The 15106-nt window shown below is 36.8% G+C and carries 10 protein-coding genes; 9 read left to right on the top strand and 1 reads right to left on the bottom strand.

What is annotated here, in order from left to right; translation table 11 throughout:
• The first annotated feature begins 59 nt into the window (after nucleotides 1–59).
• The 4 genes from ACNH59_RS14065 to ACNH59_RS14080 all read left to right on the top strand — a co-directional run bounded on the left by ACNH59_RS14065 (nucleotide 60) and on the right by ACNH59_RS14080 (nucleotide 5929).
• Nucleotides 60–920, top strand: a complete 861-nt coding sequence (locus ACNH59_RS14065; RefSeq protein ID WP_418263157.1) for a neutral zinc metallopeptidase — start codon at nucleotides 60–62, stop codon at nucleotides 918–920.
• A 335-nt stretch (nucleotides 921–1255) separates the two neighbouring features.
• Nucleotides 1256–2191, top strand: coding sequence for a phosphatase PAP2 family protein (locus ACNH59_RS14070; protein WP_418263158.1), 936 nt, complete (start codon nucleotides 1256–1258; stop codon nucleotides 2189–2191).
• A gap of 256 nt (nucleotides 2192–2447) precedes the next feature.
• Nucleotides 2448–3734 (top strand): DEAD/DEAH box helicase, encoded by a 1287-nt coding sequence (locus ACNH59_RS14075; protein WP_418263159.1) that lies wholly within the window; start codon nucleotides 2448–2450, stop codon nucleotides 3732–3734.
• Nucleotides 3735–4051: 317 nt separating this feature from the next.
• Entirely contained in the window at nucleotides 4052–5929 is a 1878-nt protein-coding gene (locus tag ACNH59_RS14080; RefSeq protein WP_418263160.1) for an ATP-dependent nuclease, read from the top strand.
• A gap of 934 nt (nucleotides 5930–6863) precedes the next feature.
• On the opposite strand, the gene ACNH59_RS14085 is transcribed toward ACNH59_RS14080, so the two are convergent.
• Nucleotides 6864–8399: a YifB family Mg chelatase-like AAA ATPase gene (locus ACNH59_RS14085; RefSeq protein WP_418263161.1), complete on the bottom strand. Its 1536-nt coding sequence runs from the start codon at nucleotides 8397–8399 to the stop codon at nucleotides 6864–6866.
• Nucleotides 8400–9229: 830 nt separating this feature from the next.
• Here ACNH59_RS14085 and ACNH59_RS14090 point away from each other — a divergent pair.
• The 5 genes from ACNH59_RS14090 to ACNH59_RS14110 all read left to right on the top strand — a co-directional run bounded on the left by ACNH59_RS14090 (nucleotide 9230) and on the right by ACNH59_RS14110 (nucleotide 14723).
• The gene (locus tag ACNH59_RS14090) at nucleotides 9230–10702 is read left to right on the top strand and encodes a sodium:solute symporter family protein (protein WP_418263162.1); all 1473 of its coding nucleotides are present in this window, start codon (nucleotides 9230–9232) and stop codon (nucleotides 10700–10702) included.
• Nucleotides 10683–11117 (top strand): GNAT family N-acetyltransferase, encoded by a 435-nt coding sequence (locus tag ACNH59_RS14095; protein ID WP_418263163.1) that lies wholly within the window; start codon nucleotides 10683–10685, stop codon nucleotides 11115–11117. Before ACNH59_RS14090 ends, ACNH59_RS14095 begins: the two co-directional genes overlap by 20 nt.
• Nucleotides 11118–11354: 237 nt before the next feature.
• On the top strand, nucleotides 11355–12509 hold the full coding sequence (locus ACNH59_RS14100; RefSeq protein ID WP_418263164.1) for an amidohydrolase: 1155 nt from the start codon (nucleotides 11355–11357) through the stop codon (nucleotides 12507–12509).
• Nucleotides 12499–13650 carry an alanine racemase gene (gene alr, locus ACNH59_RS14105; protein WP_418263165.1) on the top strand — a complete coding sequence of 384 codons (1152 nt, stop codon included), beginning with the start codon at nucleotides 12499–12501 and terminating at the stop codon, nucleotides 13648–13650. The genes ACNH59_RS14100 and alr overlap by 11 nt, the downstream gene beginning before the upstream one ends.
• Entirely contained in the window at nucleotides 13650–14723 is a 1074-nt protein-coding gene (locus ACNH59_RS14110; protein WP_418263166.1) for an alanine/ornithine racemase family PLP-dependent enzyme, read from the top strand. Before alr ends, ACNH59_RS14110 begins: the two co-directional genes overlap by 1 nt.
• Nucleotides 14724–15106: the final 383 nt, after the last annotated feature.

Below are 15106 nucleotides of genomic sequence, written 5' to 3' on the forward strand. Positions count from 1 at the left end.
CTTAATGCTATCCCTATGCTTATCTTTAATTTTGTAAAACGTTTAAAACAATTAAGAATATGAAATGGAAAGACAGAAGACAAAGTGATAATGTTGAGGACAGAAGAGGCATGTCAGGCGGTGGAAAAGCCATCGTAGGCGGAGGAGTTCTAGGAATCATTATTTTACTACTCAATGTTTTTGGAGGGGAAAATGCCCAAATGATTACCCCTATTCTGGAACAAATGAATCAGGGACAATCAGCACCTACAGAACAACGCGACTTGACCGCTACCGAAATCGAAGAACAGCAATTTGTTAGAACCATTCTAGCCGATAGTGAAGATGTATGGAGTAAAATTTTTCAAGAAAACAATCTCAGCTATAAAAAACCAAAAATAATTTTATTTGCTGGAGGTGTAAATACTGCCTGTGGGTCTGCCACCTCTGCCTCGGGTCCTTTCTACTGTCCTGGTGACCAAAAAGTGTATATGGATCTAGCTTTTTTTGAAGAACTCAAAACCAAATTTGGTGCCCAAGGGGGCGATTTTGCAACGGCTTATGTCATTGCACACGAAATTGGTCATCATGTACAAACTTTATTAGGAACTTCCTCCAAAATGCGCAAAATGCAACAAGGAAAAAGCAAAGCCGAAGCCAACAAACTTTCTGTTGCTCTGGAGTTACAAGCCGATTTTTATGCCGGTTTGTGGACACATTACAACCAAAGAATGAATAATGTACTCGAAATTGGCGATATCGAGGAAGCCCTAAGTGCCGCTCATGCCGTGGGGGACGACGCCATTCAAGCTAAAATGCAAGGCCATATTGTCCCTGAATCCTTCACACACGGAACCTCAGAACAACGTAAATATTGGTTCATGAAAGGCTATAAGTCTGGTGATATCAATCAAGGAAACACCTTTGCCGAAATTCGATAGCAAGCCACGAATTCATTGAGAATAAGTTGCTACAATTTTACATAAATAAAAATGAAGTATCCAAATAAATGAAATTAGTGTAATTATATTTTTAACCTTAAAGCACGCTAAGAATGATTTTATCTTGTCGTTAAATACGCAATGAACACAAAGCTTTGCGGACCTTGCGTAATGCTTTGTGTACTTTGCATTTAAAAGTTAACAACTCTTAGTCAAAATCCTAAACGCACTTTCTTTAAATTCGTGGCAAAAAAAAGAAACGTACTCCTCTTAATTTCATTTCCTTTCAATAAAATGTATATTTGCTGCAATTGACAAAATCGCACTAATTGTTTATGAAAAAAATTACTTTATTATTTTTTGTATTTGTATCCATCAACTGTTTCGCTCAAATGGACAGTATTCCAGTTCAAAAATCAAATCATTTTCAAACAGCAGGAAGAGTAATCAAAAACAGCGTCTTGAGTGTTCCTGGTGATTTTACTGAAATGGGGCATACCGTTTCCTGTGATTGGAAGCGCACCGCACTCTATGCGGGAGGAATTGTCGGATTAATTGCTACTGATAAAATCACCACTGGTTTTTTACACGACCATATCGAACCTACAGTAAATTATTCCCTTCCTAAAATCGATGTGATTAAAACAGGAATTGATTGGGCACAAGGAAACAATGCTTATATGCTCTACCCTATCTTAGGATTGTACGCAGGTTCACTAGTAGCCAATCACGAAAAAGGCCAACAAGTGGCTGTCAATGCCGTAAAATCGATCACCTATTCTTATGTAATTTCCCATTTATTTTTAAAAACCATTTTTGCTAGAAACAGACCGCAACGTCCCGTAAATGGTAACGAACCAGCTGAAGCTCCATGGACCAAAGACAACTGGGATTTTGGAAACTTTCACAGACCTTATATACAATCCCGAGCAGACGGAACAGCCTTTCCTTCCTTTCATGCCACCTTTTATTTCTCAGTAGCCAAGGTGTTCCAGATGGAATACAACAATTACTGGATTCCTTATACTATTGCAACGGGAGTTTTCCTAGCAGATATCAAAGGACACAACCATTGGGTTTCCGACTTGTTAGTGGGTGGATTAGTGGGAACCATCATCGGAAAATCCGTAGTCAACAGCAGCCGCAAACAAATAGCTAAAAACAACGGTACCGCTGTAATCGAAAATCCTAAAAAATTCAGAATGCAAAAACAACTCGTACCTACCATTTCGAGCTCCTTAGTCGGATTTCATTTTGTAGGAAGTTTTTAACAATTACACCCAACGGGTTAAACAAACCATTTAGCAGCGTAAAAAAGCCACGAATTCACGAATGTACTATCTTAATTCGTGAATTCGTGGTTTACAATATTAGCAAAGTCGCTCCCAAGAATCACTTTTATCTCTTCAATTAAAAGTCATTCCACTAAACTTATTGAGATTCCATCACTTTATCGGGAAAAATAGCTGCATCTTTGCACAAAATTAAAGTAACCTAACCATAGTGTTTACTTTACAAACACTATTTATGTCATTCAACTCATTAGGATTATCTGATGCTTTACTTAAAGCCATCAACAAAAAAGGATACACAACCCCTTCACCCATTCAACAAAAAGCCATTCCCTCGATTTTAGAAGGCAAAGATGTTTTAGCATCAGCGCAAACAGGAACTGGAAAAACAGCAGGTTTTACATTACCAATACTCCAAATCCTATCACAAGGAAAACAACTAAGCCACAGACCCGTTCGTGCCTTGATATTAACGCCAACAAGAGAACTAGCTGCACAAATATTTGAAAACCTTAAAGAATACGGCACTTACCTTGATATTCGCAGTACCGTAATTTTTGGAGGAGTAAATCAAAAACCACAGGTGGCACAATTACGTAACGGCATTGATATACTGGTAGCCACTCCAGGACGCTTAATCGATTTGCAAAATCAAGGCTTAATTTCGCTTTCCAAAGTCGAAATCTTAGTTTTAGACGAAGCCGATCGCATGCTCGACATGGGATTCTTGCGTGACATCGAGCGCATCTTGAAAGTATTGCCCGCCAAAAGGCAAAACTTACTGTTTTCAGCCACTTTTTCTAAGGATATCAAGAAACTAGCGATGGGGATTTTGCATAACCCTGTTCATGTGGAAGCAACGCCAGAGAACACCACTGTTGACGCCATCATCCAAAAGATATATCCTTGTGCCAAACAGAAAAAAACCGAATTAATCATAAAATTGATTTCTGAAGGAAACTGGAAACAAGTCTTGGTTTTTACCCGCACCAAACAAGGCGCTAACAAACTAACCGAAGCCATGATTAGCGCAGGTATCAAAGCAGCTGCCATCCACGGAAACAAAGGACAAGGCGCTAGAACCAGAGCTTTGGCAGGTTTCAAGGACGGAACCTTGACTGCTCTAGTAGCTACAGATATTGCCGCTCGTGGTCTTGACATCCCGTTGTTACCGCATGTTATCAATTTCGAATTGCCTAATATCCCTGAGGATTATGTACACCGCATTGGTCGTACCGGAAGAGCTGGAGCCAGCGGAGAAGCGATTTCGCTAGTAAGTCCTGACGAAACCGTGTTTCTACGTGATATTGAGAAATTAGTTGGCTTAAAATTGCCAAAAGAACAAATCCCAGGTTTCGAGCCAGACCCAAACGCCTCTACCGAGCCTATCAAAGCAGGACAAGGAAGACCGCAACGCAACTCGACACCCAAGAAACCAAAAACCGATAACAAGGCTCGAAGCAACAACAGCTTTGGCCCAAGACGCCCTAGTCAAAACAACGACCGACGTTCTAATCGATAATAATTAGCATTTATTTTAGGAGCATAACGATTTCGTTTCTTATGGAGTCTCCTCCCGCTTTCCGTTGCAATCTCCCGAAGAAAAATCGGGAGGATTTCCACTGCAATCGGGGCTGTTTTTTACGTTTTGTTTTATTAATATCGTTTTTAAAAAGTTCAAAATTTAAAGACACTAGTAATTTGTAGGATAAATTCAATATATTTGGTTTTGAATAAATTCAGACAATAGTTAGACTTAGCTACCCTGTTTTGGGTGGCTTTGTATGATTTTGTTATACGTATAAACTAGTTACCAGCAATTTAACATAAAATCAAAATATGATTAATATCCCTATTGATATTCAACTTCCTAAATTATGGGCAACAAAGACATTTACTAAAAATGAATGGGGAGAAATAAATTTAATTGTTGGACCAAATGGAACTGGTAAATCATTATTTGCTGACCAGCTCAAAGCCCAACTAAATTCAAAAGGTTATAAAACCAGAATCTTAAATGCTGAACGTCTGACTGGTCTTGAAAAACAAAATTATTCATATTTCGGTAATAGTAATTTTAATGATGGTTTAAACATCTCACAATTTGACGGTATTAGAAGTAATGGAGAATTATTTGGATTATCAACATCAGCTTTTATAATTTTAAAAGAAAGACTAGATATTAGAGTAAAAATTGAGGCTTTGTTATCTGATATTTTTAATAAAACAATACGTTTAGTTGAAGAAGGAGGATTTCTCAAACCAAGAATTCAAAACAATAATGGTGGAGACGAATATGGTCTGAAAGAAAGTGAATGTCACGGTTTGAAAGAATTAATGACACTTCTGACTTTCTTGTATGATGATAGTAAAAATTGCCTAATATTAGATGAACCTGAATTACATCTTCATCCCCAATTTCAATCTTTTTTGCTAAGTGAAATCCGAAAGTTTGCAGGTGATCCAATTGCTGACCCAACAAAAAAATTAATTTTCATAATTACTCATTCACCTTACTTTTTGGATTTAAGAAATATTGATGATTTAAAAAGTATCCTTGTTTGTCATTATAATGAACCTCCAAATTTTGTAGACACATTAGATTCTCAAGATGAGTTTATTTTAAAAAAATTTCTACCTCGTTTTAATACTCATCATAAGCAATTTTTCTTTTCTCCAAATCCAGTATTCGTTGAAGGATATACAGACCAACAAATAATAACTTTACTTTTTGATAAATTAAATTATAACATAAGTGCTTCTGGCTCTAGTGTTATTGATGTTGGTGGAAAAGATGAGTTGGCAGTTTTTTTTAGACTCTGCAATAAACTTCAAATTAAGGCGAGGATAATAGCAGATCTCGATGCATTATTCAAAGGTAAATTAAGAGAAGTTGCGCAAGAAAATTTAAATTGCAATATTTATGTGCAAGACGAAGGTATAGGAACTGATTTAGCAATTCTTATTGGAGAATTAGAAAAAAAGTTAAAAGAAGTTGCAGATGATTTGATAACAAAAACTTCATCTGATACTAAAATAAATCACTTAATCGATTTCTTAAAACCTATATCTCTGATAGCGGATAAAAGACACACAGTGATAACCTCAATGCTACTTGGATTACTAAAATTTAAAGAAAAAATTATTTCTTATGTTTCTGAACAGCAAAAAGCTAAAATAAATTTTATAATACCTCGATTTTATCAATTATTAGAAGCTTTAAAATCAGCAAACATTTATATTTTCCCAAAAGGTGAAATAGAAAACTATTATACCCAAACTTCTCTTGATTATTTAAATTTCACTGATAAAGATAAAAATTCATCTTTCCACACAGAAAGAGAATATATTTTAACTAGTGATGATAATATTAAACTTGAGCAAAATTATCACGAACTCATTCCAATTTTGAAAGCTTCTGTCCCACAAATAAAGGTTGACTTGAGCAAACATTTAAAATATCAAGTTGTTGAATGGATTCAAACTGTACAAAGAGCAATATCAAAAGGAGATATAATTGATTTTGAAGGACTAAAAACAAATGCCAAAATTAACTACAAATTATTTAGTCAAATAATTCAAGCTGAATCATTGGAAGTAGAAGATGATAAAAGATTTATTTGTAAAATAAAAATAAGTAAATCTTTAACAATCAATGACAAAGAAATTGAATTTAACGAAAAGACTATACCTCACGATTTCGAATTCAAAATATAAACTGCTGTTAACACACGTAGCCGTTGCCCCCGATAGCGCGGACCCCAAACTGGTGCTCGATTGCATCGAGTACCTACTTAAATTAAAAGCAAAATCGTAGCGTTTGCAACGCGGAAGACTAACACAGAAATGACTTAAGAGTTGTTCCTGTTTTTTTTTCGGTTTTCTAACAAATAAACTACCCGCGTTAAAAACGCTTTGAATGGCAGGCAAAAGTAAGTAGGTACTCGATGCAATCGAGCACCAGAATTATAGGAAATACTTTGTCGAGTTTCTTGTGGAGATTGCTCCTAGGTCGCAAAGACAAGATTGGGGTTACTGTATGTCATAATGATAAAGAATGTAGTTGATAAAACTTTACCTCCTTAAAATTCAGCATACAAAATCCATTTAAAACTCATCTGGTGCTCGATTGCATCGAGTACCTACTTAAATTAAAAGCAAAATCGTAGCGTTTGCAACGCGGAAAACTAAAACAGAAATGACTTAAGAATTGTTCCTGTTTTTTTTTTCGGTTTTCTAACAAATAAAAAACATCATGTTTTGAATAAACTACCCGCGTTAAAAACGCTTTGAATGGCAGGCAAAAGTAAGTAGGTACTCGATGCAATCGAGCACCAGAATTATAGGAAATACTTTGTCGAGCTACTTATGGAGATTGCTCCTACGTCGCAAAGACAAGATTGGGGTTACTGTGACTTAAAACTTAGTGAATCTTTGTGTCTTTCTTTGTGCGTCTTAGTGAAACAACCTACCTACCACTTGTGCTCAAGTCCTCATTCTTCGCAAAGACAAGATTGGGGTTACAGAGACTTAAAAACTTCGTGAATCTTTGTGTCTTCCTTTGTGCGTCTTGGTGAAACAACCTATCCGTGTTTTCGCTTTAACGAATCCGTTACATCTGTGTCCCATTTCGCAACAGTGAGCAATCAACCTACCCCAACCACCCATCACGATCCAAACTGCGATACTGAATCGCCTCGGCAATATGTGAAGGGCCAACATTAGGCGAAGCTTCCAAGTCGGCTATAGTTCTCGAAACTTTCAAGATTCGGTCGTAAGCACGTGCCGAAAGGTTGAGTCGCTCCATGGCGGTTTTTAACAATTGTTTGGACTCCTCATCAAGGGCACAAAATTCCCTGATGTGTTTGGTGTTCATTTGCGCATTATAATGAATATGCTCCATCTCCTGAAAACGAAGGGATTGAAACTCGCGAGCTGCAGTAACTCTTTTACGAATATCCACACTGGCTTCGGCTTTGCGATCATCTGATAATTTCTCAAAAGGGACTGGAGTCACTTCAATATGAATGTCGATTCGGTCCAATAAAGGCCCTGATATTTTGCTCAAATAGCGTTGCATTTCGTGTGGCGAAGACGTTTGTGGCGCATCGGGATCGTTAAAAAAACCACTCGGACTTGGATTCATACTCGCCACCAACATAAACGAAGAAGGATAAGTCACGGTAAATTTGGCTCTCGAAATCGTCACTTCACGGTCTTCTAACGGTTGGCGCATCACTTCGAGAACATCCCGTTTAAATTCGGGCAATTCATCCAAAAACAAAACCCCATTATGTGCCATCGATATCTCCCCTGGCTGTGGATAACTTCCACCACCTACTAGCGCCACATTCGAAATCGTATGATGCGGACTCCTAAACGGTCGTTGGTTCATTAACCCAACTTCTTTCAACTTACCCGCCACACTATGGATTTTTGTCGTTTCTAAGGCTTCGCGTAAGGTCATTGGCGGTAAAATACTCGGCAAACGTTTGGCTAACATGGTTTTTCCCGCTCCGGGTGGCCCAATGAGAATAATATTATGACCACCAGCCGCTGCAATTTCCATACAGCGCTTAATCGACTCCTGTCCTTTCACATCCGAAAAATCAAATTCGGGAAAATCCAAATCTTTATAGAATTCGGCTCTGGTATCTATTTTGGTAGGCTCTAAAGTGCCTTTTCCTGCAAAAAAATCAATCACTTCAAGTACATTCTCTACTCCGTAGACATCAATTCCGGCAACAATGGCCGCTTCTTTGACATTTTGTTTTGGAAGAAAAAAACCTTTAAAACCTTCTTCTTTCGCCTTGATGGCAATCGGCAAAGCACCTTTGATGGGTTGCAAACTCCCATCGAGCGACATTTCTCCCATAATAATATATTGAGCCACAGCTTCCGACTTGATTTGTCCAGAAGCGGCCAAAATCCCGATAGTCAAGGTCAAATCGTATGCCGAACCTTCTTTGCGTAAATCAGCAGGAGCCATATTGATGATGATTTTCTTCCCTGGGAGATAATAACCATTGTTTTTGAGTGCGGCTGCAATTCGGTAACTGCTTTCCTTGATAGCATTATCAGGTAAACCTACCAAATGATAGCCAACACCTTTATCAATATTTACTTCTACAGTAATAGTGGTCGCCTCCACTCCAAAAACGGCACTTCCAAAAACTTTTACTAACATAGCAGGAATTTTATTAAGATTTTGCAATCATAAAAATATAGAATTATCTTATAAAAACAACATTGGCTCAAAAATAAATAATAGACTGTGTTTTAACCGCAGAGGCGCAAAGGCAAAAGCGCTAGGTTCGCAAAAGGTTCCTTCATAAAAACTATTATTTTCAGTTATCTACGAGTCACTTATGTACTTAGTTTCCGCAGTCGAGCGTCAAATATTTGAAGAATGTGTAAAAAAGAAAAGCTGTTTGATTCGCCGCGACAGAGAGTTTTTTTTGTTTTAGACTTCGAAAACTCATTTGACCAACGAGGAAGCGTGAGACTTGAAATCGAAGATTCACTAAATCCATAATTATAATATTATCCTGAGTATTTTTTTGTTTCTTTTTTGATCAAGCAAAAAAAGAAAATCATATTTAATAACAAAAAATTGTGATTTTTTAATATAAAGCTTTTCTAAATAAACATCGTGACAGCACTCCATCTGACAAAACATTATCATTAAATCTAAAATACAGCTATCAGTTCGAGCAAAGTCAAGAACCGTTAAAACCTTCAGTTTCTCTTAACAAAAAAACATCTCTATAGCTAACAATGCAATAGCACCATTTCCACTTTTACTAGCTTTTTAGATATAAATCCTTACCTTTGCACTATAATTATTCGGTTTTCAGGACTAAAAGTGATTTTTATTCAATATTTCACGCCAGTCATTCTAGGATTTCAATGGATCGAAATCAAACTGAAACACCATCAATAGGTGCAGTTTACTGCATTCTTTGCCTTTGGAAAAATTCCATAATCAGGCGTATCAATAATCTGAAATACTAAACAATGCACGTAATAGATTATCTAATCTTTATCGTTTACATGCTAGCCATGCTTGGAGTTGGCTATTATTTTTTCAAAAAAAACAAAACCGCAGAGGATTTTTACGTCAGTGGTCGCAATATGAGTAGTTGGCACATTGGACTGTCCGTAGTCGCTACAGATGTAGGTGGAGGATTTTCCATTGGACTGGGAGGCCTCGGTTTTACAATGGGACTCTCAGGCTCATGGATGCTTTTTACAGGGTTGCTAGGTGCTTGGTTAAGTGCCGTTTTTTTGATTCCGAAAGTCAGTGAACTGGGTCACAAACATAAATTTTTCACTTTCCCACAGATTTTCAATCACTTTTATTCGGCCAGAGTCGCTTTATTAGCTGGAATTATTTCCGCCATTGGTTACATTGGTTTTACTAGTTCGCAAGTATTAGCAGGAGCCAAATTAGCCTCAGCCACCATCGAAGGTTTGAACTTACAAACTGCACTGATTATCATGGGTTTGATAGCGGTTATCTATACTGCTATTGGAGGTCTTAAAGCTGTGATTTATACCGATACCATCCAGTGGGCCATACTGATTTGTGGACTTGTTTTCCTCGGGATTCCAATGGCCTATCATGCCGTAGGAGGTTATGAAGCGATTAAAAACTCCTTAGCTCCCGAGTATCTCTCACTCACAAATATAACAGGTTACCAGCTCTTCAATTGGTCCATCACCATCATCCCCATTTGGTTTGTAGGAATGACCTTGTACCAACGTATTTATGCCAGTAAAGGCGAAAAAGAAGCCAAAAAAGCATGGTTGATTGCAGGAGCTTTTGAATGGCCTATCATGGCCTTTATGGGAGTTAGCTTAGGACTATTGGCAAAAGTAGCCGCCAATCAAGGATTATTTATAGGAATTACGGATGCGACAGCTATGGATAGCGAAATGGGATTGCCTATTTTACTAGCGACCATTTTACCTGTAGGATTAATGGGACTGATGCTTTCCTCCTATTTTTCGGCTATTCTTTCTACTGCAGACAGTTGCCTGATGGCGGCCTCTGGAAATATTGTCACAGATATTATTGCCAAGTTTTCGAAAAAGGAATTAACCCATAAAAAAGAACTCCAATTATCACAAATTGTGACCTTAGCGGTGGGATTCTTTGCTATTTTATTGGCTTCGCAAATGCAAAACGTATTAGAACTCATGCTTTACTCCTACGCCTTTATGGTTTCAGGCTTGTTTGTTCCCGTTTTAGGCGCTTTATTTTGGAAAAAAAGCCACCCTATTGCTGCTTTTTGGAGCATGTTATTAGGAGGAACGACCACAATTGTTCTGATACTAACCAAAAATCAATTACCTTTAGGACTACAACTACCTCCAAACTTAGATGCAAATACTTATGGTATTAGTCTATCAGCACTAGTTTTTATAGCCTTATCAATTTATCATACTAATAAAAAAGAAAAACAGAATGGAATTCAAAATAATTAATACAACCACAGGAGAAGATGCAGTACATACTAATGAATTACTCGCACAATTTCTTTTTACCCACTTAGAACAATACGGAGATAAAGTCGAAGACATCTTAAAATGCATTGACTTTGTAATGAATCCAAACAAAGGTGGAAACATTGTTGTAGGAATTGACGAAGGTAAAGTTGTAGGGATTACTATTTTGAACAACACAGGAATGAAAGGATTCATTCCTGAAAACATCTTGGTATATATTGCTGTAGACAACAGTCAGCGTGGTAAAGGATACGGGAAAAAGCTAATGCAAAAAGCGATTGAAATCACTGATGGCGATATTGCACTACACGTTGAGCCCGACAATCCTGCAAGAATATTATATGAAAAACTAGGATTTACTAACAAATATCTTGAAATGCGTTTAATCAAATAAACAAAATATGGACTTAAAGTTCATAGATTTTGTTGACAGATATAAAGTCTGCAAGGATGAATTAAAAAAAAATTAGCCACTGATTAAATTGATCTGCTTCGCCTGTTCGCTATCGCTCGGGTTCACAGATTAAATCATTCTAATCCAAATAATCTGTAGCAAAAAAATTTTAGAAGCTAAAACAAAATACACTAAAGTACATAGTTTTAACTATAATTTGAGATCAATAAACAAAATATGGAGAATCTAAATCTAAATACAAACGAACTAATTACTTTACGTAAAGATTTACATAAACATCCAGAAGTAGCTTTAAACGAATTCAATACAGTTAAAAGAATTTGCTCTTTCCTCGAAAATCATCCACCTGATGAACTGATTACCAAAGTTGGAGAAACAGGTATCCTCGCCATTTACAACGGTCTAGAAAAAGGAAAAACAGTAGTCTTTAGAGCTGAGTTAGACGGATTGCCAATTGAAGAAATCAATACTTTCGAGCATAAATCTATTTACGAAGGCACTTCCCATAAATGTGGACACGACGGACACATGGCAATTTTATGCGGACTGGCTACACAATTACATGCCAACAGACCCAAATCAGGAAAAGTAGTCTTACTATTTCAGCCCGCCGAAGAAGATGGTCGTGGCGCAGTTAGTATTGCCAATGATGCCCGTTTCAAAGCACTAAATCCCGACTACATCTTTGCTTTACACAATTTACCAAGTTATCCCAAAAACCAAATTGTAGTTAAAAATCATACGTTTACCTGTGCCGTGAACAGCATCATTATTAAATTAAACGGAAAAACCTCACATGCAGGTGAACCTGAAAAAGGAATTAATCCGGCTTTAACTTTAGCTGAAATCACCATGCGTTATCTAGCTCAAATTCAATCCGATATCACCAAAGATAATTTCTGTTTAATTACTCCCATTTATACCAAAATGGGAAAGAAAGCTTATGGCGTTTCGGCAGGAAGTGGCGAAACACATTTTACCGTGCGCTCTGACAGCAACGATCAGATGAAGAAAATTGAAACTAGTCTAGAGCATATTGCAAAAACTATTGCTCGGAAACACCAACTGGAAATTAAAATCCGCTGGACGCAAAGTTTTCATGCTAACGAAAACAATCCTACAGCTGTAGATTATGTACGTCAATCGGCACAAATTAACGGATTTGAAAAAGTAGAAAAAGAATCGCCATTCACTTGGGGAGAAGACTTCGGGATTTTCACCCAGCAATACTCAGGCGCTATGTTCGGTTTGGGCGCTGGTCTAGAAACCCCTGCGCTTCACAATCCTGATTACGACTTCCCTGATGATATTATAGAAACAGGAGTCGCCATTTTTTATCAAATAGCCAAACAAATCACCAATGCACACTAATTCCATCATAGAACTAAGCCGAACTGCTTTAGAAAAAAACATTGCATTTTTGCGAAAAACCTTTGGAAAGAAAGTTATTCTTTCCTCGGTAGTCAAAGGGAATGCTTATGGTCATGGAATTGCCGAATTCACCTCTATGGCTCACGATATGGATGTCAATCATTTTTCTGTTTTTGATGTAGAAGAAGCCAAAGCAGTCTATGCTAATTTACAAGATAAAGTCACTATAATGGTGATGGGATTGGTATCCGATGAAGATATGAAATGGGTGGTTGACAAAGGTGTGGAATTTTTTGTTTTTGAAAAAACCCGCCTAAATAAAGCCGTCAAAACTGCTAAAATTTTACAGAAAAAAGCAAAAGTTCATATCGAAATAGAAACAGGAATGAACCGAACAGGTTTTGACAAAAAAGACCTAAATAGTATTATTTCAATATTAAAAAAAGAAAGCAATAATATAGTATTCAAAGGACTTTGCACCCATTATGCTGGAGCCGAAAGCATCGCTAACTATTACCGAATTGACAACCAAATCAAGAAATTTGAAGAAGCTTATCAAAACTTCTGCAACCATGGATTAAAACCAGAAATAAAACACTCAGCCTGTTCTGCTGCCTCGATTATGTTTCCACAAACCCGAATGGATCTCGTTCGCATCGGAATCATGCAATATGGACTTTGGCCGAGTCCTGAAGTCTTTGTCAATTACCTTAATGCTAAAAAAAGTAAAATAGACCCTTTGCAAAGAGTAATCACTTGGAAAAGTAAAATCATGAACATTAAAACGGTTAATTCAGGGGAATTCATCGGATACGGCAATAGTTTTTTGGCCGAAAGAAAAATGACCATCGCCGTGATTCCAATTGGTTACGCTCACGGATACAGTCGCTCCTTGAGCAACCAAGGACGTGTTTTAATCAACGGACACCGCTGCGTAGTCGTTGGCTCTATCAACATGAATATGATGACTATAGATATCACTGATATTGGCAATGTTAAAAAAGAAGATGAAGTCATCCTAATTGGAAGACAAAACCAAGTCTCAGTATCTGTTGCCTCATTTAGTGACCTTAGCAACCAACTCAATTACGAATTATTAACCCGAATCTCCAAAACAATACCTAGAAAAATAATCGAATAATGGCTTTTATAAAATTATATAGAAACAAGCTACAAGAGAACTTTACGTATCTAAACACAATTTTCAAATCCCGAAATATTGATTGGGGAATTGTATCTAAACTTTTGTGTGGTAATACGATTTATCTCAAAGAAATAATTGCATTAGGCGTGACTGAAATTCATGATTCCCGTGTAAGCAACCTTAAAAAAATAAAAAAAATCAACCCTGACATCCAGACCGTATACATCAAACCACCCGCTAAAAGAAGTATTGAGCGCATTGTACGGTATGCCGATGTGAGTTTCAATACCGAAAAGTACACCATTCAACTGCTTTCTGAAGAAGCACAAAAACAGAACAAAATTCACAAAATCATCATCATGATTGAAATGGGTGATTTGCGCGAAGGTGTTATGGGTGAAGAACTCATTGCTTTTTATGGTGAAATTTTAAAATTACCCAATATCGAAATTAGAGGAATTGGTACCAATCTCAATTGCCTAAGCGGTGTAATGCCTACCCAAGACAAACTAATTCAACTGAGTTTATACAAACAATTGATTGAGGCCAAATTCAACATCAGCATTCCATGGGTTTCTGGAGGAACTTCAGTAGCGGTGCCTTTGATTTTGAAAAATGCACGTCCGATGGCTGTGAATCATTTTAGAATTGGAGAAGCTTTGTTTTTTGGAAAAGACCTCTTTACGGGTGAAACCATGATTGGCATGCACAATGACGTATTCAAACTTTTTGCCGAAATTATCGAAATCACCGAAAAACCAGACACTCCTACAGGAGAACTGGGAGAAAATGTGGCAGGGAACGCATTTACCGTAGCTGATGATGTGGATTTTAGCACCACCTCCCTACGAGCTATTCTAGATATAGGGCTACTAGATATGCAACCGCAATACCTACAATCTGAAGACGAAAAAATCACGATCGTAGATGCCAGCTCAGACATGCTTGTCATAGACATTACCAATTCAGATAAGAAATACAAAATTGGAGACCTTGTTAGCTTTAAGCTTCAATACATGGGCGCTTTGTACTTATTAAATTCTGATTATATCGATAAAACTATTGAATAGCTAGCTCTTGAAGTAACATTTATTTTTCAACCATTTTATAAATCGTTATTTTAATTGAACCAATGTTTATCCATTTGATCGAAAAACAAAATACCAACAACTTAACCATTAATTATTCTGCATTAGTAAAAACACCTACTAGAAATCATTATTTTTATATTTTTAGAATTCAATATCCAATTTATCAATATGAAAATTTAAAGAATCGGAATTTTAAAAATCAGTCATATTTAAAAAAGTTTCTAAAGTTTTTTACACAAATTGAACTTTTACAAACAATAAAGTCAAAAACAAGGGGGTAAAACTGCTTAAAACGTAAAAATAAAACAAACACCCCTATTCATTTAGATGGGTTCTGTTATATTTTTATACATTTGCAAAAA

Origin of the sequence: Flavobacterium faecale, assembly GCF_048320115.1 — a bacterium.
Lineage (GTDB): Bacteria > Bacteroidota > Bacteroidia > Flavobacteriales > Flavobacteriaceae > Flavobacterium > Flavobacterium faecale_A.